The sequence below is a fragment of the Caballeronia sp. EK genome, assembly GCF_014384845.1.
Lineage (GTDB): Bacteria > Pseudomonadota > Gammaproteobacteria > Burkholderiales > Burkholderiaceae > Caballeronia > Caballeronia jiangsuensis.
In genome coordinates, this window is the sequence record NZ_JACSUE010000013.1 from 57,999 (window position 1) to 78,349 (window position 20,351).

Sequence of the window (20,351 nt, forward strand, 5' to 3'; positions counted from 1 at the left end):
CCTTCTTTCTATGCGGCGGCTACAGCGGCACAGTTTAGTGCGCAGCGCCGTCAAATCCGGCCTACCGATGTTGGTAAAACTCGAAAAGAGCGACCGGCCGGCGCATGAACGGCCAACGTTCCTCGTGCCGGCTGTTTCCATTGCAGTCTTCAGATGCGTACGCGACCAACTGCGCAGTCGTTTTGTCGGCTTTGCCTTTTGCGGCTCTCCAGGCGCATTCCGCGGTGCCGCCGGCGGAATTCTGAATCCGTGCGTTGATCATCACATCGGCGATGGTGCCGTTAGGATCCGCCGCGATACGTTTGTACGACGGCCACCAATAGCGCGACAACCAGTTGGAAATTAGCCATACCTGGGAGTCTTTTTCGCGCAACATCAGTCTGATGTTATGGCGAAATATTTGCCAGTCTTTAGAGTCTGTCCGGCCCTTCGCATATTTCCGACAATATTTGTCTCCCCCGTATCCATATTCCTTGTAGCCGAATGGCTTTCCGTCCAAGTCGGTCGAGATCACGGAAACAGGCTTTGTGCAATGGCCACCGTTTGCATAGAGCACATCGAAATTCACGCCACGCAGCGCATAGAATCGCGCGGCTTCCGGCAGCGACGATCCCTTCCGCTTTTTAATGTATGTGATGAAGTCCGCGAGCAAGCCACTGTCGGCGTGAGCGATGCCAACGCCGCCCTTTGAATAACTCATAAGTCGCTTGCCGTCGCCGACGCCCACGCCACGCCAAGCCATGTGGGCGGGGTCCGCCGGCAACCCGTCGGACGGAACGACGCCCCATTCGGCCACGGACTCGGCCAGTGTGATCAGTCCGAGCGCCGAGACGGTGTTGGGAGCGGACGGATTCGCCGTATATCGATCTACGAGCTGCTTTACAAAGTCGGCCTGAAGCTGCGACGGCGCTGACGTGTCCTCGGCTTGAGGAGACCATCCACCTTGCTGCAGGAACGAATCAAGTGTGACTTGCTCAATCAACTCTTCGGGCACGCGGACATCCGGCAGTTTGGCCTCGGCACGTGAAATGCCGAAACATCCTGCGATGAGGACAATACTTACCAATCTGAGCCGTGCGGGGCTCATGACGACGTTTGGTCCGGATCTTGAGCGCATGCAGTTCTCCCGGCGGTCGAATGCAGTTGAGGCGAGTCGCAAGTGTTGCCATGAAGTTAGTAACTGGAAGCGGACTGCCCGGTGAAAACCTCGATTTTAGGTGATGCCCGAAATCCCCAGCAACGCAACAATTGTTCCGGACAGGTCGATGAGCGTGCCCGTCCTTAACACAAGCGAGAGTACGAGGCTGTTCCTCGTCTCTCGTCAAAACATGTGTTGCACCTTCCGTTGTGCTGTTCACGGTCCTACGGGACATCGCTTAGCACAGTGTCTAACATCGTCCTTCAAGTTGAGAGGCCCTGTCGCGCGTACGTCCGCTGGCGAGCTTGCGCGATGCGACGACCGGGAGCATACGTACTTGCAGTCTCAACTGCATACTACGGAGTATGTGCGTTCTGAACGCTCACGGCGCTGTCGCTGGCTGTCCATAAAGACCGTGAGGACATCCATCGCTTACACCACAGACGCGCTGTAGGTGACGGTCCCGCCATTGAAGTGCGCAGTCAGGATCTGTTGCCTGACCGGTTCGCCTGCGGGTGAAAGTCCGATATGTACCCATGTCCCTTCGAAAATCAACTGATCGAAAATCAGCGCAGAGCTTTTGATCTTGAGGCATATATCGCGTGGCCCGCCAAACGACGGACACGTGAAGTCGGCGGCGAGTCCCAGAAGATGTCTGCTATTCGGTGCGCCACCGACGGCAGCATTCACACCCGGCGATCTGTAACCCGATGAGATCGATATCGGCTGGTTGCCGAGTAGTGTGCGCACGCTTTCCAGCAATTGCGCCACGCGCGTGAGGTTGTCGATTGCCGCAGGCGAGGGCGTGTTATTAATGCCACGCCGTGTCGCTGTCTGACTTTGCGTAAATTCGGCGAGCCCAAAGTGTGTGGACAGTTGCGTCATGTTGACCTCCTTTGATCAGGGTCACGGGCTTACGAAGGCGTCGCGCGTCGGACCCGCAGATTCGCCAGCGGCGTCCTGCGACGCCGCTGTGCATGTTCACGATCATCCCTGGTCAGTCGAGGACGGCGCGCTTTTGCAATAGTCTGCAAACGGCCACGATTCCTTGAGGCCAGCGAGCGAACCGGCAAAGCAGTTGCGATCGGTGTGTCCCAAGCCGTTCACCTCCTGTGGCATCGGACCAGCATTGCCGTCTGTGTACTGCCATAGCGTGAATTTCGGCCAGGTATCTTCGGGCAATCCTATTGGTTGGTCACGATAGCGCGCATACCACAAGGGACAGTTCTTAAGGATCGGGTCCGCGCCATGTGATTGAACGGCGTCGCGAAGCATGTTCCCGCCATAGATCATTGGCCAACGTCCAGTTTTGTTCTTGATGGCCGTCACGAACTCGTGTGCCTGATCGAGTGTCATGTCAGGTCCGCTGGTACTCGGCTCGAAATCGAGGCAAAGCAGGGTGCCGGTGTTATCCACGCCGGCAGCGCCCCATTCGACGGCCTCCAGGAAATTGCGAACCTGGTCGGCGACGGGTCGACCGCTCGAGAAGTGATACCCGCCCCAGAGCAAGCCAGCTTTTCGCGCTGCTTCCCGGCGGGTTTTGTACTGGTCGTCCTTGAACGTCGCACCTTCGCTGGCTTTATGGATGACCGCGGCTATGCCGTCCGCTTTTGCCTTGGCGGCGTCGAACGGCCTGTCGTGATGGAGGTCGACGATCGCATCGATGGTTCCTGCAACGGTAACGGGCATGTCAAGCTCCTTTAACTGATCTTTGAACGGCTCCGTCCAGCTGTGAGCCTGGTCACGGCAGCATTCTCTGCGTGGCGACTTCGTTGCAGAACCTGGCCGCAATCTGCGCATACCCAGCGGAGGTCGGATGAATCTCGTTCAGCCAGTCGGCGCATTTGATCAGCGGGTTGACGTCGGCAGGCTGCAATGTGCCAAGCGTCTTCACGACATGGAAGTTCTTCAATGGCATGCTGCTCACCAGTCCGAACAGGCGATCGAGCAACACCTTGGCTAGCGACTGCCAGTCTGTGGCTGGCACCTGATAGCTGACCAAAGCGGGGAATAGCCACGGTCCGAAATGCAGCCCTGCACCGACGTCGCGCGGCATCGGGTAGTCGTATGTGTGCGTGATGATCGGCACGTCGCGATTGTTCTTGCTGGCCGCGCATCGAATCGAGCGCCACGAACTGTGCCTGCAGATGCGCGGCAAAGATCGCCCATCCGTCTTCGGACAGGTAACTTCCAGCAAGAAGCTGCGCACGCTCTGCCGGGGTCAGCAGCAGGCGGTCGCTTGGGGGATGCGGCGTACCGTGCGGATCGGTCGGTCCGACACCCAGTGCATCGATGAGATCGTTTCCGCCCGCCGAAAGCAGCATGGCGTCCCACGATCGTTCGCGCGGACCGCGCAGGTAGCTGGCGAACCACGGGTCTCGTCGCCAGTCCACCGTGTGTGCGAGCGTATCGCCGGGGTCCGCGCAGTTCACGACGATCGTGGACGCGCCGAAGTCCAGATGCGGCAGCAGGGATGACGCCCGGAACAGGTTCAGGCCATTAATCGAGAACCATGAGTCGCCTTGCGCCAGCATCCTGTATTTCGGCGAGGAGAAGTCAGGTGCCATTCCGCTATCGACTTGCGATGCGGGCACGATCTGGATATTCGACATGGCGCCTTTGCCTAAGAGGGTTTGCTTCATCACCTGACGCCCGGCCCCTGAATGCGGCCTATGCGTGGGCCCCTACCTGGTCAATACAGACGGCTTTGCGCTCCACTTTCAGGCCGCCACACGAGGTGCGACCAACGCAACCCCTGCCACACTGTTGATGGCGTCATAAATCGCCGAGACCACCGCATTAATCAATTTCTCGATTTCGATCTCGATAACCTGAATCACCGTCTGTGCAAGCCCCTTTGCCATTTGCTCGAGACCATCGAGATAGAAGATCTGTTCGGCGGCAGTGAACGCATTGGCCTCGATCATCCCAGCGACTAGCGCAGACTGTTGAGCAAGCGATTGAAGCTGGCTTTGAGCGAAACCGGCCGCGGCGGGCAGATCCTTTCGCGTCACGTTTTTGACGGCCGACAGGATGTCGGTCTTGAAAATAGAAGCGGTGTGGGTCAGATCCAGTGCCATGGCAGCTCCTTAAGTCGCGACGACCTATCTTTGCAACATGTACTCGTAGAAAAGTGCTTCTGAAATGAAGTGCTGTACTTCGCCTTTATTCGCTGCCACCCGGCCGCTATTAAGGCCGTGGGCGCAGTCGGTGTCGCGCAGGAATGCGATTGCGCGCGAAACCTGGGTAAGTGCCATCGCGCTTAGCGGGATGTACTGTTGCGTATCGGCAGGTACGGGGGCTACGGGTGGAATGGCTGGCGCTCGCGGTACATGCAGAGCATCGGCGCATTCGTCGGCTGCCATTTTCGTCGCACTGGTGGCAGCAGCGGACGGTTGCGGGTCGGAAACGAAGCGCGCGTGGAGGGCATTTTCGACTTTGTATCTGACGGCGCTATCGGGAACCGGGCGGCTTTGCGACTGCAACGCCAAGGCGTCAGCAGTTCCGATGATCTTGTTGTATTGGCCGGCCCGCTGCGGGAAACTGTCCTTCGTAGCCGCCATGCCTGCGGTCGCGTATAAGGTCATGATGTCGTTGTTCAGACCTTTGATTCCATCGCTCAGTGCCTTGTCAGGGGCGGGAGCCAACTGGACCGTGCAGGCAGAAAGAATCGTCGCCGCCACAGTGGCAAACGCGATGATCGCGGTCGATGATCGCCAGCGACGTGCCAAGCCGACCATGATCTGCTCCTCGAATCAAAGAGAAAGGGGACGTGCGCGTTCGAAGCACACGATGAGTGTCCTGACGGCAGGCGTGCAGAAATGCTCTGTAATGCCGCATCATCTGAGGCCCTCATGAAAGACGCGTAAAGTTCTCGTTTTTCTGCGCTAATGTTTTTGAAAGTAGCCGAAGGACGAGTGACTTTCTGTCAGGCATTCCCTAACGGTAAGTTGGCGAAATACGCTGGCTAGCGCACAGACGAAGTGCTTTTCGCGCCGATCAATGATCGCGTGTCGATTTGGGTAGCACTTCCTGGCCGGCTTCCAGACAAATGCTATTGTTCAGGGTTGAAACCATGGAACGCACGGAATAACTGAGCTTCATTGAATCGCGTTGTGAAACGGTGGGACGGTCTATAGTCAATGGCAGCTTTACGGCAGATTGGGTGAACGCTTACTTGCGGCCATGAGCCGTCACTCGCTCGCAACCATCGCAATGCTCCGTCGTCACGATGGCACTACATTCGCACCGCACGCGCCGTGTTCAAGACGGGATGCGCTGACGCATACTCTTCGGCAGCCGGCCAATAAGCGGCCTTCGCTGGCTACTCCGTGCGGACGTTCGGGGGACGCTTGCGCCGCAGAAGCGGCCATCGAAGTCGCAGAAAAGGAGGTCGATGAGTTGATGATGCTTCGTCGGTTATTGTAGAAACCGCTCCGCGGTAAGCCCGGTACCTGAATACCTCGTCCAGGTAGATCATTAGCAACTCGCAGCAATCGCTCTCGGACGGAGCAGGCTAATTTGAAGTCGTTCGCGAGTTGCCATGGCGGTTTCAAGGTTGAAGTGCAACAGCGGTTTTAATGTTTAGAGCCATGAGGTTGAGCTGCCGAAGCGAGTGTTGCAGCGAAGACCTCGAGCGGCGAATGGAAGGCGTGAGTGGCGCGAGGCCTGCTGTTCAGACTGTCGGCAATGGCGTCAAGTTCGTCCTGACTGTAGACGGAAAGGTCGGTGCCTTTGGGCAGATACTGGCGCAGCAGGCCGTTGGTGTTTTCACACGTGCCGCGTTGCCATGGGCTGTGCGGGTCGCAGAAGTACACCTTCACACCGGTGGCGGCGGTGAGCTCTGCATGCCGCGACATCTCCTTGCCTTGGTCGTAGGTGAAGCTCTGCCGTAATGGCTCGGCAATCGAATTGAGCTTGGTAGAGAAGCCTGCCAGCGCGGAAGCAGCTGTAGCATCTTCCATCTTCGCCAGCAGCACCAGGCGGCTGGTCCGTTCCACCAGCACTCCGACTGAAGAAGCATTGTTGGCGCCCTTGATGAAGTCGCCCTCCCAATGTCCGGGCAGCAGTCGGCCCTCGATTTCGGGCGGCCGCACACGAATACTGACCATGTCGGGAATCTGTCCGCGTCGGTCTGTACCCCGTGTGCGCGGCATGCGTGTGCTGTGGCCGTGGCGCAGGCAGGCGATAAGCTGACGGCGCAGTTCGCCGCGCGGCTGGGCGTAGATGGCCGTATAGATAGTTTCGTGGGACACGTGCTGGGTCGGGTCGGTCGGATAATGCGCTTGAGTGTGCCCGATATCTGCTGAGGTGACCATTTCCACTCGAGCAGGGTAAGAACGATGCGCCAGCACACACTCTGCGGGCAGAGCTTTGTGGGACGGCGACCCGCACTCCGACGCGCGGCGCTGAGCACTTCTGCAGGTGCGGATGCATAGCCCGCAGGAGAACGATTTCGCCTCAGTTCACGGCTGACGGTGGCTGGCGAGCGGCCGAGTATCCGGGCCATGGCCCGGATACTCGAACGCAAATGCAGGCTGGCAATGGTCAGGCGCTCTTCGGGTTGAAGCTGTTGATACTGGGTCTTTTCGTGCATCGCAACACCTTATACGAAACAGGTGTTGCACTTCAGATTTGAGGCCGCCCATTAAAACAAGAATGACGCAGATACAATCAATAGTAGACGTCTCATTCGAGCGGGGCCGCATCAGGTCGTTTTTCTAGAACACGCTGCAGAAGCGCGACAGCCTCCGTAATCTGCGCGTTAGACATCGGTATGTTTCGCTTTTTTGCCGCGTTCGCTATAAATCGCCGGGCATCTTGTTCGCTCAGTGGGAGCGCTGCGTTGTCCGCGTCGCTCATCGCCTGGATGGCTACGGCACTGACATCGTCATGACGGCGCAGCAAGCCCGCAAAGTACCAGCTCAGCCTTTCTGCGCAAGCACGAATTGTTGACGACGATATCTCTATCTTGTCTGTTGAAGCTCCTTTGGGTAACTCATCGCGAATTGCCTTTCGACGGACTCGCTCGTCTGGCGGCAGCGTAGCATCAAGCAGAGCGGTTTCATCAGCTTCGATTTCTAGCGTGGATTCAAGCATGGGCATGACCTGAAAAACGAGTTCGCGATATTGGCGCTCTGCGTTCTCGGCGGGCTTGCCTCCCGGTGGGAGACCGTCAAGGAGCTTGCCATTCGCATCGACGTCCGTCTTGCGGGCGCGTGCTTCGATGACTCGTTGTGCTGCTGCGCGGAGATCGACCAAGCGCTTATCCAGATCTTCTGTCGCGGGTGGGCGCACCAGGATGCCACCGACAAACACCACTTGTGACAAGCCAAGCACCCCAAGCATGGCATCTGGAATGGAGAAGGTTGCAAGATTGGAGGCGCCATCGACAACCAGGGCGGCGGCGACGGACAAGCTGAAAATTATGGTCTGTAGCTTGTAGACATCGAACTCTCGGTTGGTCATCACTAGGTCTTTCCACTCTGGCCCGCGCACCTTGTCCTCAGCTAGAACGTGGTTCGTTTGCAGCCAGGCCCAGTTATCGAAAGACAGCCGTGTCTTGGTTGTGTAGGTAATCTGCGATACGGTAGCGCCGAAACCGGATATGCCAAGGAGTGCGACGACGGTTGCGGACATATTTGCCAGCGTGCCGGTCCTCAAAACCAGTGAAAGCACGAGGGAGCCAATGACAAACGAAAACATCAGTACTTGCAGCTTCTGCACGCTGCCCTGATTGAAAGCGTTGGCGGCAAGCTGGATCGGATTGAAATAGTCGTAATTTCGGAAAGGTTTCATCGCGAAGACCGATGGATATTTTTCCGCCAAGCTCTTGCCCGTTTCGAGACCTTCCAGAAGTTTCTTTCGCGACCGGGAGACCGCCGTAATGGCCAGCCCGTAGATGAGCAAGGCAGTCGGAATCCACAGTACTCCGACCAGGGGCGAACTGACGCTGGCGTCGACTGGCGCCCAAGAGACGGGAGTATCACCCCGGCATTCGACGACCACGAAAGATCGCCGATGCCAAAAAGGAAAGCCGTCGCCTTCCTTGTCAATGTGAAGATGGATTACAAAGCTTCTGTCGGCGGGAAAGTCCGGCAGAACCTTTTCCGTAGTTTGCTCAACGGAGGTTACACGCGCGCGATCATAGTGGTACCGCTCGTAAGCGACAAAACGCTGCGGCGTATCGGGTTGTTTCTGCGCGCTGTAAGCGATGCGCGCGTCGCCCTGCGCTGGGAGAACCCGGGTCACAGGCGCTGCTGACGCCACTCTCAATGAAGGATCGGTCTCGACCGAGGTGACCATTTCATTCGTGCAGCTTGGAGCCGCGACCGCCGCGTGCAAAGCGGAACACGACAGCGCCCACAGCCACACAACTATCGCCACGCGAAACCTAGCCATTGCGGTCTCCGCAATCCAGTGAGCGCGTCCGTCGAAAGGCTGCCAAGCGGTTGCGATACGCGCATAACTGAAAAGCGTAGTAGACGCATCAATACAAAACACATAGGGTTTTTCCGGGGCAAATGCTGCCAGCGCAACGCGCTCGATCAGGGCCCGCGATCCGACGCTGCCCGACGGCTTGTTCGACAGGTCTCCTGTTGACGCGATTTTCCGCGCGCTCGACACGCGCGGCATGCCGGCCGGCAGTTTCGCAACCGGTCTAAACGGCATCGCGGCGTCCGACTATCTGTTTCCGAGCCGCCTTCGCGCGTCAGCGCACGTCTGGACGCGCTAGTGTGCTCGCATCGTGCATCGTTGGATCGCGTCAATCGGGCTCGATGACGCCGACTACGGTACGCCCACGATGCGCCGCACGAAGGCGTCGTTGATCTATCGATGCACGAACAACTTGCGGACCGGTTCAGCTGTTCCTGCTCCATACGAAGCTTGGGAGCACGGTGCGATACCTCGGCATCGAGCTAGACGACGCGCTCGAGACGGCCGAGCAAACCGAAGTCTGATAGCTGTTGCCCGGTGAGCGGGCGCTTGCCGGCCAGTTCCTGCCGCTCGCCTTTGTCATGGAGCGGCCACTCGAACGGCTGGTCCACTCCGAAACCCGCCCGACGCTCACCACGCGCATAATCGGCCATGAACGGTCGTTGGTCCGCGCGTTCGTGACGAACATTGACTGTCCGGTCCTTTGCTTACGTCTGCTACTATGCTTCGGCTGCAGGCCTAGTGTGGACAGATTCAGAACGAACAGTGTTATGTGCCATAACGCACCAAGGCAGTTGCATCGCTTCCTAACGAAAGTATCGCAACTATGCTGTGTGAGTTGGATGACACGCGTCGAAATCGCGAATATGAGGAGGCAGTATGCACAGCGAAGGCGATACAAGGGATCGGAAGCGAATGGGATGGTGGAGCTCATAAGGAGGCGAGCAAAGGCAGGTAACGACGTTCACACCACTCTCGACTACATGAAACTGGCTTAGCGACCGGAGATTACAAGTGAAGCGTCGTTTGCCCCAAAGGTTTCGCTGGATCCCGAAACGGGCGTCCACACCGCCACAGTTTTGGACCTCCGTTCTTCATGTAATACAGGTTCTCGGAATTGTCGGGTCCGGCGCTTGGACAGTGGTGACCTTCCTGACCTTCCAAAGCAAACAAGAAGAATTTCGCACACGGCAGATGGAGTTGACGAATCAGCAGCTGGAAATTCAAGCGCAAGAGACTCGCGCCCTCGCAGACATCGATGTCCGTGCCAAGCAAGATCAATTGAACTATCAGATTAGAGATTTAGAGTACGGAAAAATCAAAGTTACCCATTCGCTAAAAATAGCTTGTGAAGAACCTGGAAAATACACTGCGGAGTTTATATTCAAAATCGAAAATGTCTCCAAAACTGACGTCGAGGTATCTTGGACTCTCCTCCATAGATATTTGGGCATATTTATAACTCCCAAGGCCACAGACGTGATCATGCAGTTGAATCATCCACCCGTACCGGTGATAGGTCTTGCCCCATCAGGACCTATATCGTGGAGGGACCAGGGCTACTGGGGAGCGTACTACGATTCGCCCCGTGCTAAGTCCAGTGCGAACCATTTGAGAGAATATATCTTTCATCGCTACGGACAAGGCACTAAGTATTTGCATCCTGGCGAAAAGTCTGAGGGAAGTGATGACTTGGTCATATTTTCAAAACCGGGAAATTATATCGGCGTTGTTCTGAGCATGGAGTTGGACGATAAGAGTGCCAACGTCAATAATCGGAATCATGTTTTTGATTGGGAGGTGTTGAAACCTTGCGACAAAAGAAAGCGGGGATTGTCGCAGCCGCCCTCCGAAGCTCCCGAGCCTAACTCCAGCTCTTAATGCTGCAAAATTGCAACGTTCGGTGTCGCTAACAGACGGACTGTCGGACACCTCAAGCAGACATCGAGGTAAGTTTCGCGCGACGATCCTGTTTCGGTCGACTGCATGTCCGACGCGGCCAGTCTATGGCCGACCTCGCGTGCCGGTATGCGTCTGGCCGGGCTCGGCCAAGAAGAGACCTTCGTCCGATTGCGCCGCCAGACATTCGGACGGCTGTTACGTTCAGCAAGCGGTCATTCGCTCGCCGAGAGTCGGCTCCGTGTCGTCGGCCTTTGCGGACGTTGGAGTTGCTTGCGTTCAACGTCGGCAGCTCGGCGTGTGGCTGGCCGCGTCGCGAAGCGGAACTCTGACTGCCTGAATTAATAATAATGAAACGCCAAGAATGAAGTGCATCTGCGCTTCAGACTGCGCCCCCAAGGTATGCCAGCGTTTTATCGATGCGTTTGCATTTTTTCTTTTCACCGGGCTGTATCCCGCGGCGACGGCTTGCGATCGTTTCAAGTTGGCTGTCCTCCTGCGTTTGCACCTTTCCAGGCGTCTCGCACCATTGAAGCAATCCTCAGGAAATCGAGTGCTGCTTCGGAGCCGTCATCATATCTGGCACGATAATTCTGCCACCACTCATCAGATCCATCACCCGATCTTACAGCGTGATGGGCAGCTAATACTTGCGCTAAGGTGTCAATTGTAAATGCGAGGAACGTGCTGCCGAGTTTACGTTCGCTTACGAGGATACCTGACATGATGATGTGATTCAGGAAGACTGAATCTAAAGCACTTCCTCCTTCGACCACCGCCTGTACTGCCCTGTCATACGGAAACGGCTTCGGTGAGAATCCGTTCGCTAACGACAAGACGGCAAGCTGCTCACCTATGGCAATTACAGTGTCATAAGGCGGACTGCCCTTTTCCCCGCTTTGTACCGTCGAATAGAAATATTGAAGGAACGTTTCGATCGCGGTGTCTGGTAATTTAAGATCGCTCACTGACGGCTCGTAGGTGGTTCGCACGAAAATCTCGACAAACATCGCGGCGAGCAGCGGAGTTATTGACAAGCCAACCTCCTTTTCGAGACGGCTCGATAATTCCGTCACAAGCCAAGCACGCATCGAAAGCCGCTCGAAAACTCCGCGTCGATCTGCTCGAATAAGCTCGCGTTCTACGAAGTTTGTGAGGCGAGTAGCGCTGCGTATCGGCTGCGGCCAGATTTCAATCACGTGAGCGTCCGTCTCAATTTTGGTGCGCGTCGTAAACAAGCAAAGATCGAGAGCTGATGTCGCTCGGAACGCGCGCCGACCCGCTTCACGAGTGACGTCATCCTGCTCTGAGAATCGGTCGAATATGGGAACAATTCGTCGGTTCCGCAGAAGGGAAGAAAGGAGCGCTGGGCTAGGTGCATCGGACCCGAGCAAACCGCTCATCGCTTCCGAGAAAGCGCTCGACACATCAGAGAAATGCGTATCGAATGGAACTACCATGCATCGGTGTCCCAGGAAGCTCGAATCCGTCAACCAGCGGGCGACGGCTGCCGCCAAGGTTGTTTTCCCGATTCCGCCTATTCCGACAATCTGTATTGATATCGGCCCTTTCCTCAAGAACATTTGCCGAAGCGTATTCGGGCTGGGTTCAAAAGGATCCGATTCGCTCCCGTTTTCGTCTTTGGAGACGATCTGGAGCGGCGTGTATGTCGTGTTCAATCGTATGAACGTAAGCGCCTGCCACCTCGCCGAGAAATTGCTCCAAACGGAAACCATCCATGCGTCTAACACCCGTGGTCGCTCGCATAGATATTTTAGAAGCAGATATTTCTCGAACAAGACAAACGGGACGTCGAAGGGAAACGGTAAGCGGATCGTGGCAATTGCTTGCTGCAGTGTTAGAACGGATAGGGGGTGCAGAAGGTACAACGCAAACGAAAGAGCAGGAAGAATGACAGACAAGATTACTGCATAAACTGTCCTTAAACCGCCGGGGATGCGATCGTACCACCTTATCTGCGAAAACCCGTCAAACTGGTATTTATAGTTGAAGTTCGAGGTACATGCTGTCGATATGATTAAGCTCAAACCGTCCTTTGGAGTGTCGGGCGGGAGATCGAAAGTCAGCTTCACAGTTTTGCTATCAACGGTCGTTGCTTTAGACTGAACTGAAAGTTCCACTCGACCACCCAGCGCACGCATTGATGTTCCGAACTGCATTGCGTTTGCTCCGGCGCATGCTTTGCCGTCAGATAGTTGCACGGTTATCTCGTTAGCGCTAGTCTGTAGAACTCGATGCGCGCTTATAGATCTAATTACGGGGAAAATAGCTCCATCTGGGGCTCCAGTAACGACTTCACCCTCGTAAGTAGCGAGCCACAGCTTTCCGAACCCTTGTGCGGCACTCCCGCGGATGTATGTTCCGACGGCAGGATCCGGGGACTGGATCGAAAATGTTTTGCCATTGTCGACGGTGTACGACACGCCGTTTTCCTTTACGATCCACAAGAAGGGCTTCGCCCATATAAGATCTACGATCGCCGTGCTGCCAGGAACAACAATCTCTCTCCATGTGGCGCCACGATTGTCGGAATATGCAAGCAAGCCAGCAGCGGCATTCACCCATATTCTTTCTCCTGTCACAGCCACCGCTTTTGTGAAAGAGTCCGGACCTTCATCGGTGATAGTCCGGGTCGGCTGTTGCCATGACCTTCCGCCGTCTGTGCTTGTCATGACGGTCTCCCAATCTCCCACAGCCGCTAGCATTGAGTCATCGTCGTTGCTAGCTATGCGGGTAATTCTGCGACTGTTTTTGGACGTTCCTACTGTTCGCCAACCCACCTCGCCGGCCGCCCGGCGAAAGAATATGCCATTTGTGTTGGCAAGAACGACAACGTCGCCGCTCCCGCTCATCCACACTGCATGGATTGCTTCGCTGCTATCAGGCGGAGAGTCTCGCTGCCACGTCGTCGTTCCAAGAGCCCACCTATATACCGCGCCTCCGCTGCCAACGGCATACGCAACACTTCCTCTGGAATCGGTGGCGACACCGAAGAAAAAGACGTTTGGCGCCTTGAAATAGTCCCAATGTTCGCCAGCGTTCAGCGAGGTGCGAATGTAGCCGTCCGGCCCGACAGCAAAGATGTGCTTACCGTCCTTGGATGCTGCCAGCCCGCGAAGTCCCGAGACGTCAGCCGGCTCAGTCAGCAACGTTAAATTCTCACCGTCGCGACCACCGCGGTAGACGGCTCCATTATTTCCGCTTGCCCAGAGACGTCCTGTCGAATCGATGGTCAATGCTCGGAGATCGGCTTTGATCGATCGCTGGTCGAGAGTGAGCCATTGCCCGGTATGCGTATCCTGCATTTCGATCGCTGAGCCCGCAATAAATAGACGCTCAGTCGGCGGCAGAAAAGCGAGTGCCTCTATGTCCTGTTGGAACTTCCCATTGAAAGCGAATGCGGGTAACCAGGTTTTGCCTTGATCTTCGGACCGGCACAGTAAGCCGGCAGTGCCACCAAGCCAGATCTGCCCGCTATCGGCGTCAGTCGCGAATGCAGAAAACGTGGCGCTGTAGCCGCACGAGCGTCTTTCGAAACCGCTTCCTCCTTCACGCTTGATCGCGATGAGCCCGTTTCGCCCAGCGGCAATGAGAGTTCGACTTGCTTCTAAGAAGCGCAGTACCCAGAACGTTTCTCCACGTCCAGCATTTATTACAACGTCGAAGGGCATTTCCGCTATGCTGGAATGCCACACGTTCCCGTCACTACCCGCTACCCAGACCTCTGAGCCGTCGCTCGTTGTGGCGATTGCGAACGGCATAAAATTAAGCTTGTGGGGGAAAACTTTCCAAGTGATACCCTCATCTTGGCTATAGATCACTTCACCCTTGTTCGGATCTTCGCTCGTTGCCGCAAGCCATAAAATACGGCCGTCTCGCGACGATGCCATGCTTTGAAAATCCCACTTAGCGCTGTGATGCTCTTTCTTCCAATGCCGCCCATCGTCGTCGCTAGAAACAATACTTCCTTCCGATCCGACGCTTATAATTCGGCCGCCACGCGTTACAGCTATCGCATTGAGCTGCGGGTGAAGGGTGTGCAGGACGAACTCTGGGATGCCCTGATCAGCTAATCCCATATCCGTCTTTATAATTTCACCGCTACTTTGAGGCCGACATCCTGCGAGGCAATAAAGTACTACCAGGCATATTCTTAATATCGTACCTCTGCATGGGCATGCTCGCCGCTTGCACTTAGTCACGTCACGATTCCTGATACTGATGAAGGCTCGGACGATGAGCACTCTTCCGCAGTTATAGGTGTCACTAAGGAAGGAAGCAAGGAGTTTGCAAGCGACACTGCGCTGGGAACGCTAGTCAGGCTATCGAAAATTGGGGACCAGTATGGCCTAGTTTCTTCTAACCGACGAAGGCCGGATTGACGCCTTAGACAGCCTTAGCAGCGTCCACCGTCGAACGTCAGGACCCAACTTGAAACGTCATCAACTGCTGAAGCGTGAAGGTCGAATATCCGGCAGGACCCGGGCCATATGGGGTCATTGACTTCCTAGTCTGCGTGGACATTCAGGCGTCGCTTCCGCACCAGGGAGCGGACGTAAATTGCTCCATTGCCAGCAGCGCATAATCGGCCGTCTGCCGTCTGCCGTCTGCCGTCTGCCGTCAGAACGTCGCAAATGCCGAGCGACTTCGGCGGACCGCGATGTTAGTTAACCTGCATCGCTTCTGTAGTACCTGCTTTGCACCCACAACCAATACAAAGCTTTCGTCGGGAGAGAACCCTTTCTCGACCGTGCCGATGTCGTGGGATACATTCCCAGCCGTGAGCATTTGCAATAGCAATCGCGCTTCTTCCGGCATGTTGGCCACATCCCGCACTCCGATATGCACGCCCTGGATGTCGGGGCGAAGCCCCGGTATCGGGAAGCTCAATTCCGAGTGGCAACCTGCGTCCCTTAGGATTCGCACGAATACTGAAGCATAAGCCTGCGCCTCTTGATTACCATTCGCCGCGGTCACCGCAACTCGACCAATGCGCGGGCAGAACTCATTTGCTGCCGCCGCCATTCGGACGGCGTATTCCGGCGGCATGGTTCTAGGGGCGACCTTTGCCTCAAGCTTTAGGCGTTCGGCCCGCTCGTGTTCCGCCTGTTGCCGAAGAATCAGGTTGGACTCGCGTAACTTTTCGGTCTTTTCGTTTTCCACCGCGGCGCTCTCATTGGCGCGGGCTGCTTCCTTTCTAGCGGTCTCCGACATCGCCTCATATTGGACGCGTCTCTGGTCCGCGTAGTAATCTCGAATCTGGCTACTACGAAACGACAAAAACGTGCAGACGGCCGCGAGACAGGCCGCGAATATGGCTACTATGTTCGCATATGTATAAATCTTGTCCGCCCAGTCAGACGAAAAGGAAAATGAAAGCAATGTCGGCATTTTGTTTTTCATATTTGCGTTTTGGACTGGATCGCCCCGGTTGTCAGAAGAGCGGAGCGGCGAATCCGTAATATAGACCTAAGGCTTGCGCGTGATTCGTTCGGTGTGAGGGAGTTGTACGAACGGGCTTTGCGAAAGCTTGGACATTGAGTTCGAATTGCTGTTCTGGATCGTTCCGCCAGGAGGTTCAAAATGTCAGATCCCGTCGCGTCCACAATGTTCAGTGTTGCAGTTTCCGGCATAGCTGTAGTTGCAAGTGCGATCATGCAGTACCTAACTTTGAGGGTTACACGCACCAATACCCTGTCAACGCTCAATGTTGGCGTCGTTCAGGCAACGATTGCTGCTTTGCAGAATGCACTGGCCGAACACCTAACAACTATCTCCGAGCTGGCCAGATGTGAAGATGTGTGCCGACGAAACAATCAGCCGCTTACAGAGGAGCTCCACCAACTGTCTATAAAGGAAGATCAGCTTTATAACCTGATTCTTCTGCATTTGAATCCCAACGAGCCGACCCATGTTGAACTCCGCCACGCTGTAGATGAGATACGCGAATATGCCGCACCAGGCTACGTTTGGTGGAATAAACGCTCTGAAGTCGTTATCAAAGCCAATGCGGCTTTCTCGTATGACCGGACCGGAGCTCTTTTTGGCCGCTAGCGGAAGTGCCGTTTTAGGGGCGTCCTCCGTTCTGAATGGCCGGCTTCGCGATGGACAAAGGCAGCAACGGCCGATGACTGTTCCTCAACGGCAACAGGAGGATGACTGCTGTATTTCACCAAAAGATCACCGGCCTTCCGCGCGGCGAACGGCCGAAAGGGAGCGAACTGGGCCGGACGCCGTCGGACTCAGTACGGCTCATCCGCTGTCGGAGATGGGTTCGGCTAGGCCCGCGGCGGACCACCCGGAGAAGGTATTACTGCAAAGTTTATTTGTGGCTTGGCTTAAGGTTTCGGTTCAACCCAGTTTGGATCGTACTTCTTCACGTCGAGATTCTGTCGAATCCAAAAGAAGAAGGCTTGTACCCAGTCTTCCTTCTTTCCTGCAAGCACAACGTAGTTCGCCATCGCCTTGAGGATGACGGCGAGCGCGGTCTCGTCCAAGTTGCCTACTTCCACAGTCCCGTCTTCGCCCCTATTAAAATGCTTCAAAGCGTTAATGAGGAGCATGTCGTTGACCGCCTTGCCGACTTCCGCTCGCGTTCGCTCAGGCCCGCCCTTCTCGACTTCCATTCGAATGATCGAGTCGGTGAAATTCTCCTGTCCGGTATTGAGAACGAGCTGGGAAAGGATGACGTCTGCTGCGCCCGCGAGCGTGATCACCGAGAAACGGTCGCGACTTGCAACGAAAAGGCCGACGGCCGCACGAAGCTGGTCCGCCGCGATTTGAAGTCGAGTGTAGGTCTTGGTCATGATTCTGTTTTCGGCTTCATCCTCGTAGGTAACTCGGCATACTTCTTCATTAGACCTTGGCCGTCCATAGTCACCCAAGACCGTTGCAGGAACGCCTTAACGAACGGCTCTTCCTGTCCGTTCAACGCAATGTAGTCGCCGATTGCTTTAGTTAGTGCGTTTGCACCCTGCCGTTTGAGGTCTAGTTCAACCGCATCCGTGCCGGTCTTGTGCATGTGCTTGTGCGATGAGATACCGAACATCTTCTCGATGTAGTGGGCAAACTTGATTCGACCCGGCATCTGACCCTGTAGCTCGGCGTGAACCCGCCGCGCATAGTCTATGAACGGCTCCTTGTTCGCCGCTAGTACAAGGCCGTCCAGTATTCCGCTTGCCGCGCCCGCGAGCGTGATGACTGAGTGGTAACTGAGACCTTTCAGGAAGATGTCCACAGCTGTTTCAAGCTGTGCTCGCGCGATGTCGCTCTTGTGGAATGTCGGCATATGACGAGGCCCACCCGGTTTTCGGATTAGTCAAATATACCAGTGCGCCCGCGTTGCCCAGCAAGGAGAAGTGGGAGATGCGAGCGAGTCCCGTCCGCGTCCCGCGCAGCGGGAGTCCGGGCGGGAAGTCCCCGCCCCGTCTCGAGTGCGTACCGCCTAGTAAGGGCGGTAGCGCGGAGGGAAGGCAGGAGGGCCCGCACCGCGTTCAAATCCGGCAGAGCGAATGACAGGGCCGCCGATAACATGCCGGGCGCCAAGAGTGACAGGGGACCGTTGTTCTCCCATACCTGCCGTTACACAGCAATCGGCTTGAGCGTCGGCAACGGGTCGATTTCGCCCCTTGGGGCGCTGTGAGTAAGCAGCGCTGTGTTCGGCCGCGATCGTGGGCGCGTGTTACTGGATGGAGCTCGCAAGTTGTGAGCGGAGCTGGAGAGCGACCTCTTCGAGCGTGTGCGGAATGCTGAGTTGAGCGTCGAGAGGGCCGGCGATGCTGTAGCCACCATTTCCGGCGGCGTCGACGACTATCAGAGCTACGCAGGCGGCGCCCGTTGCCTCTCTGACTTGTGCGGCGAGTTCGCTGAATTGTCCGGGTGAGCCCGGTGCATGCGCGATCACTTTGGGAACCTGGTTGCTCATGTTTTGAATCCCGAAGATATAGGCAATTTGGCCCGCCGCGAAGAATCCGGTTTCGCGACGCGATCGATCCGCGACACGACAGAGGATGTCCGCCCAACGGGGAAGGGCAATGCACACCCACCGAAAAATAAGGCACAGAGCGTCGCTCGGCAATCTCTCAAAGAAACGGCCGCGAGATGGCGGTCGGCGACCGCACAATTTTGCAACTAATCGTCTGCCCCGCGAACGACCTCCACAGCTGCGCCAGCAACACATGCCACTAGCGACTCTCGCTCAGCCGCGGGAGAAGTCGGCCGTCGTTAATTCGAGGCGCGTCGAGGGACGCGCGAGTAGCTTGCGATGCGCAACGGCGTGAATACGGTGGACGCCATCGTGGAAGGTCTTCAACATCTTGGCATCATCCGCATCGGCTGGCAGCCAGAAACAGGCCTCCAGCGCGGCACGCACAATCATGCATTCGACCGCGCCGTTCTTTCCCGCTAGGACGAAGGTCACGCCGCGTCGGTTAGTCGAAATCTGTGCTTCAAAGTCAAGGGCTTCCATGGCGAGTTCATCGTGTTGCGCGGTCAAGCGATTTTGGCATGACCTCGCCCGGTTTGGGAGACGTGCCGCTCGAACGGGCGCAAGACACCGATGATGTCCGGTTCAGTCACCAGTCTACCCGGTGCTTTTCTTCGGTCTCTTGATGGCGCCGATCGTCGTCGACGTGCAAGTAGATGCTGGTCGTCGTCAGCGAAGCGTGGCCGAGGTTGTCGCGCACCATGCGCAGGTCAATCTTTTGGTCGGCCATGTGCGAGCCGGCGCTGTGCCTGAGCCAATGCGCGGAAGCTTTTTCGAGCAGATCGGCCCGCGCGCTTTGCGCATCGTCGCGTTCACGTAGGCGCGATGCAGCGCCCGCAAAGACGTCCTTGACGATGGCGTGAAGCGCCGCGCGCGTGAGCGGCGCGCACGTCTGGGCGCGTTCGTTCGACGCCGTGGCGCCTATCGGCAGGACGAGCGGGGTGTCTTCGCTGGGCGACGGCAGGGCGCTCAAGCCGAGGTGCTGCCGATAGCGGGACAGTTCCATCATCATCTCGCGGGTCGCGGGCACGAGCCGTTGCTTGTCGCCTTTGCCGTGCACGGCCAGCCACCAGCGCAGCGCGCCGTCCGCATCGTGTCGCACGAAGAACTGGCCCATGGTATTTGCGCCGACCTCTGCAATGCGCAGGCCGCCGAGATAGAGCAGAGTGAATAACCATCGGACGCGGTACGCGTGGGCTTTTTCCCGGTCCGTTTGCTTGGGCATCGTCGCAATGAAGTCCTTGACCTCCTGCCACACGCTCGGCTCCAGATAGCGGGTGATACGAGGCGCCGCGTGGCGCGTGCGTTGGCGTGAGAGCGACAGTGGATTGCCGGCAAGGTAGCCGGCCTGCACCAGCCACGAGAACATCACGTTCAGGATGACAGTCGCCTGGCGTTGACTGGACGGCGACAGCGGGCCGTAGAACGGCCGCCAGCGCGCGTCGCTGCGTGGATGCTTGCGGCCGCCCCCGGCCACCCACGTGCCGGCAGGCTGCGGGTCGGCCAGAAACTGCTGATAGCGCAAGCAGTCTTCATGGGTCAAAGAAGAGAGGGGTTTGCCCATCTCGACGACCGACCAGAGCAGGAGCCGTTCGGCTTCCTTGCGGTAATTCTCGAAGGTGGTTTTCGTGTCGACAAAGCGTGACAGCCATGCGCGGATCGCATCGAGGTCTTGATCGGCGGCAATCTGGGCGCGCCCTGTCACGGCCCGATTGAGCCCCGCGGACCCATCGAGCTCGGGGGGAATGACGAGCGTCTCGAGCGGTGTCGGCTGCAGTGCATACGGTGGTGAGGTCGGCGCAGCGGGCATGGAAGTCACGTTCGTTTTGGCGACAGCTCGGCATAGGAATATCAACATTATACGGTTAATGT

The 20,351-nt window shown here is 56.7% G+C and carries 19 protein-coding genes and 2 pseudogenes; 4 read left to right on the plus strand and 17 right to left on the minus strand.

Going from position 1 to position 20,351, the window contains the following annotated elements:
• Window positions 1-61: 61 nt before the first annotated feature.
• From IAG25_RS31185 to IAG25_RS41635, 4 genes are all read right to left on the minus strand, one after another.
• Window positions 62-1,117 (minus strand): hypothetical protein, encoded by a 1,056-nt coding sequence (locus IAG25_RS31185; RefSeq protein ID WP_222946727.1) that lies wholly within the window; start codon window positions 1,115-1,117, stop codon window positions 62-64.
• A gap of 453 nt (window positions 1,118-1,570) precedes the next feature.
• On the minus strand, window positions 1,571-2,023 hold the full coding sequence (locus IAG25_RS31190) for a D-Ala-D-Ala carboxypeptidase family metallohydrolase (protein WP_187608281.1): 453 nt from the start codon (window positions 2,021-2,023) through the stop codon (window positions 1,571-1,573).
• A 102-nt stretch (window positions 2,024-2,125) separates the two neighbouring features.
• A complete protein-coding gene (locus tag IAG25_RS31195) occupies window positions 2,126-2,827 on the minus strand; it encodes a glycoside hydrolase family 25 protein (RefSeq protein ID WP_187608282.1) in 702 nt (233 codons plus the stop codon).
• Between the two features lie 52 nt (window positions 2,828-2,879).
• A complete protein-coding gene (locus tag IAG25_RS41635; protein ID WP_255504067.1) occupies window positions 2,880-3,227 on the minus strand; it encodes a hypothetical protein in 348 nt (115 codons plus the stop codon).
• Between IAG25_RS41635 and IAG25_RS41640 the strand changes: the two genes are divergently transcribed.
• Complete coding sequence (locus IAG25_RS41640) at window positions 3,217-3,615, plus strand: hypothetical protein (protein ID WP_255504068.1); 399 nt, start codon at window positions 3,217-3,219, stop codon at window positions 3,613-3,615. The two genes, IAG25_RS41635 and IAG25_RS41640, sit on opposite strands and share 11 nt — an antisense overlap.
• A 243-nt stretch (window positions 3,616-3,858) precedes the next feature.
• On the opposite strand, the gene IAG25_RS31205 is transcribed toward IAG25_RS41640, so the two are convergent.
• The 4 genes and pseudogenes from IAG25_RS31205 to IAG25_RS31220 all read right to left on the minus strand — a co-directional run bounded on the left by IAG25_RS31205 (window position 3,859) and on the right by IAG25_RS31220 (window position 8,809).
• Window positions 3,859-4,218, minus strand: coding sequence for a hypothetical protein (locus tag IAG25_RS31205; RefSeq protein WP_187608283.1), 360 nt, complete (start codon window positions 4,216-4,218; stop codon window positions 3,859-3,861).
• 24 nt (window positions 4,219-4,242) lie between these two features.
• Entirely contained in the window at window positions 4,243-4,878 is a 636-nt protein-coding gene (locus tag IAG25_RS31210) for a hypothetical protein (protein ID WP_222946728.1), read from the minus strand.
• Window positions 4,879-5,715: 837 nt separating this feature from the next.
• Window positions 5,716-6,734: pseudogene (locus tag IAG25_RS31215) on the minus strand (IS30 family transposase).
• Between the two features lie 92 nt (window positions 6,735-6,826).
• Window positions 6,827-8,809: a hypothetical protein gene (locus IAG25_RS31220; RefSeq protein ID WP_187608284.1), complete on the minus strand. Its 1,983-nt coding sequence runs from the start codon at window positions 8,807-8,809 to the stop codon at window positions 6,827-6,829.
• Between IAG25_RS31220 and IAG25_RS41645 the strand changes: the two are divergent.
• Window positions 8,805-9,099 (plus strand): annotated as a pseudogene (locus tag IAG25_RS41645) (integrase); the annotation flags it as partial. The gene IAG25_RS31220 and the pseudogene IAG25_RS41645 overlap by 5 nt on opposite strands.
• On the opposite strand, the gene IAG25_RS31225 reads toward IAG25_RS41645, so the two are convergent.
• Window positions 9,058-9,228 carry a hypothetical protein gene (locus IAG25_RS31225; protein WP_187608285.1) on the minus strand — a complete coding sequence of 57 codons (171 nt, stop codon included), beginning with the start codon at window positions 9,226-9,228 and terminating at the stop codon, window positions 9,058-9,060. The pseudogene IAG25_RS41645 and the gene IAG25_RS31225 sit on opposite strands and share 42 nt — an antisense overlap.
• Window positions 9,229-9,589: 361 nt before the next feature.
• On the opposite strand from IAG25_RS31225, the gene IAG25_RS31230 reads away from it, so the two are divergent.
• Window positions 9,590-10,456 carry a hypothetical protein gene (locus tag IAG25_RS31230; RefSeq protein ID WP_222946729.1) on the plus strand — a complete coding sequence of 289 codons (867 nt, stop codon included), beginning with the start codon at window positions 9,590-9,592 and terminating at the stop codon, window positions 10,454-10,456.
• Window positions 10,457-10,753: 297 nt separating this feature from the next.
• On the opposite strand, the gene IAG25_RS31235 is transcribed toward IAG25_RS31230, so the two are convergent.
• From IAG25_RS31235 to IAG25_RS31245, 3 genes are all read right to left on the minus strand, one after another.
• On the minus strand, window positions 10,754-10,957 hold the full coding sequence (locus IAG25_RS31235) for a hypothetical protein (protein ID WP_187608287.1): 204 nt from the start codon (window positions 10,955-10,957) through the stop codon (window positions 10,754-10,756).
• Window positions 10,954-14,574 carry a YCF48-related protein gene (locus IAG25_RS31240; RefSeq protein ID WP_187608288.1) on the minus strand — a complete coding sequence of 1,207 codons (3,621 nt, stop codon included), beginning with the start codon at window positions 14,572-14,574 and terminating at the stop codon, window positions 10,954-10,956. Before IAG25_RS31240 ends, IAG25_RS31235 begins: the two co-directional genes overlap by 4 nt.
• 541 nt (window positions 14,575-15,115) lie before the next feature.
• Window positions 15,116-15,898, minus strand: coding sequence for a hypothetical protein (locus tag IAG25_RS31245; protein WP_222946730.1), 783 nt, complete (start codon window positions 15,896-15,898; stop codon window positions 15,116-15,118).
• A 180-nt stretch (window positions 15,899-16,078) separates the two neighbouring features.
• Here IAG25_RS31245 and IAG25_RS31250 point away from each other — a divergent pair, with 180 nt between their 5' ends.
• Window positions 16,079-16,549, plus strand: coding sequence for a hypothetical protein (locus IAG25_RS31250; RefSeq protein WP_187608290.1), 471 nt, complete (start codon window positions 16,079-16,081; stop codon window positions 16,547-16,549).
• Between the two features lie 284 nt (window positions 16,550-16,833).
• On the opposite strand, the gene IAG25_RS31255 is transcribed toward IAG25_RS31250, so the two are convergent.
• The 5 genes from IAG25_RS31255 to IAG25_RS31275 form a co-directional block, all read right to left on the minus strand.
• Window positions 16,834-17,301, minus strand: coding sequence for a hypothetical protein (locus IAG25_RS31255; RefSeq protein ID WP_187608291.1), 468 nt, complete (start codon window positions 17,299-17,301; stop codon window positions 16,834-16,836).
• A complete protein-coding gene (locus tag IAG25_RS31260) occupies window positions 17,298-17,783 on the minus strand; it encodes a hypothetical protein (protein ID WP_187608292.1) in 486 nt (161 codons plus the stop codon). Before IAG25_RS31260 ends, IAG25_RS31255 begins: the two co-directional genes overlap by 4 nt.
• Window positions 17,784-18,176: 393 nt before the next feature.
• Complete coding sequence (locus IAG25_RS31265; protein WP_187608293.1) at window positions 18,177-18,419, minus strand: hypothetical protein; 243 nt, start codon at window positions 18,417-18,419, stop codon at window positions 18,177-18,179.
• Between the two features lie 273 nt (window positions 18,420-18,692).
• Window positions 18,693-18,962: a DUF1488 family protein gene (locus tag IAG25_RS31270; RefSeq protein ID WP_187608294.1), complete on the minus strand. Its 270-nt coding sequence runs from the start codon at window positions 18,960-18,962 to the stop codon at window positions 18,693-18,695.
• 106 nt (window positions 18,963-19,068) lie between these two features.
• Window positions 19,069-20,289 (minus strand): tyrosine-type recombinase/integrase, encoded by a 1,221-nt coding sequence (locus IAG25_RS31275; RefSeq protein WP_187608295.1) that lies wholly within the window; start codon window positions 20,287-20,289, stop codon window positions 19,069-19,071.
• Window positions 20,290-20,351: the final 62 nt, after the last annotated feature.

Excerpts from the sequence above, each read along its gene's own strand:
- IAG25_RS31185 (WP_222946727.1), bottom strand. The coding sequence starts at position 1,117 with ATGCGCTCAAGATCCGGACCAAACGTCGTCATGAGCCCCGCACGGCTC.
- IAG25_RS31190 (WP_187608281.1), bottom strand. The coding sequence starts at position 2,023 with ATGACGCAACTGTCCACACACTTTGGGCTCGCCGAATTTACGCAAAGT.
- IAG25_RS31195 (WP_187608282.1), bottom strand. The coding sequence starts at position 2,827 with ATGCCCGTTACCGTTGCAGGAACCATCGATGCGATCGTCGACCTCCAT.
- IAG25_RS41640 (WP_255504068.1), top strand. The coding sequence starts at position 3,217 with ATGATCGGCACGTCGCGATTGTTCTTGCTGGCCGCGCATCGAATCGAG.
- IAG25_RS31205 (WP_187608283.1), bottom strand. The coding sequence starts at position 4,218 with ATGGCACTGGATCTGACCCACACCGCTTCTATTTTCAAGACCGACATC.
- IAG25_RS31210 (WP_222946728.1), bottom strand. The coding sequence starts at position 4,878 with ATGGTCGGCTTGGCACGTCGCTGGCGATCATCGACCGCGATCATCGCG.
- IAG25_RS31220 (WP_187608284.1), bottom strand. The coding sequence starts at position 8,809 with ATGCCGTTTAGACCGGTTGCGAAACTGCCGGCCGGCATGCCGCGCGTG.
- IAG25_RS31225 (WP_187608285.1), bottom strand. The coding sequence starts at position 9,228 with ATGGCCGATTATGCGCGTGGTGAGCGTCGGGCGGGTTTCGGAGTGGAC.
- IAG25_RS31240 (WP_187608288.1), bottom strand. The coding sequence starts at position 14,574 with ATGGGATTAGCTGATCAGGGCATCCCAGAGTTCGTCCTGCACACCCTT.
- IAG25_RS31245 (WP_222946730.1), bottom strand. The coding sequence starts at position 15,898 with ATGAAAAACAAAATGCCGACATTGCTTTCATTTTCCTTTTCGTCTGAC.
- IAG25_RS31250 (WP_187608290.1), top strand. The coding sequence starts at position 16,079 with ATGTCAGATCCCGTCGCGTCCACAATGTTCAGTGTTGCAGTTTCCGGC.
- IAG25_RS31255 (WP_187608291.1), bottom strand. The coding sequence starts at position 17,301 with ATGACCAAGACCTACACTCGACTTCAAATCGCGGCGGACCAGCTTCGT.
- IAG25_RS31260 (WP_187608292.1), bottom strand. The coding sequence starts at position 17,783 with ATGCCGACATTCCACAAGAGCGACATCGCGCGAGCACAGCTTGAAACA.
- IAG25_RS31265 (WP_187608293.1), bottom strand. The coding sequence starts at position 18,419 with ATGAGCAACCAGGTTCCCAAAGTGATCGCGCATGCACCGGGCTCACCC.
- IAG25_RS31270 (WP_187608294.1), bottom strand. The coding sequence starts at position 18,962 with ATGGAAGCCCTTGACTTTGAAGCACAGATTTCGACTAACCGACGCGGC.
- IAG25_RS31275 (WP_187608295.1), bottom strand. The coding sequence starts at position 20,289 with ATGCCCGCTGCGCCGACCTCACCACCGTATGCACTGCAGCCGACACCG.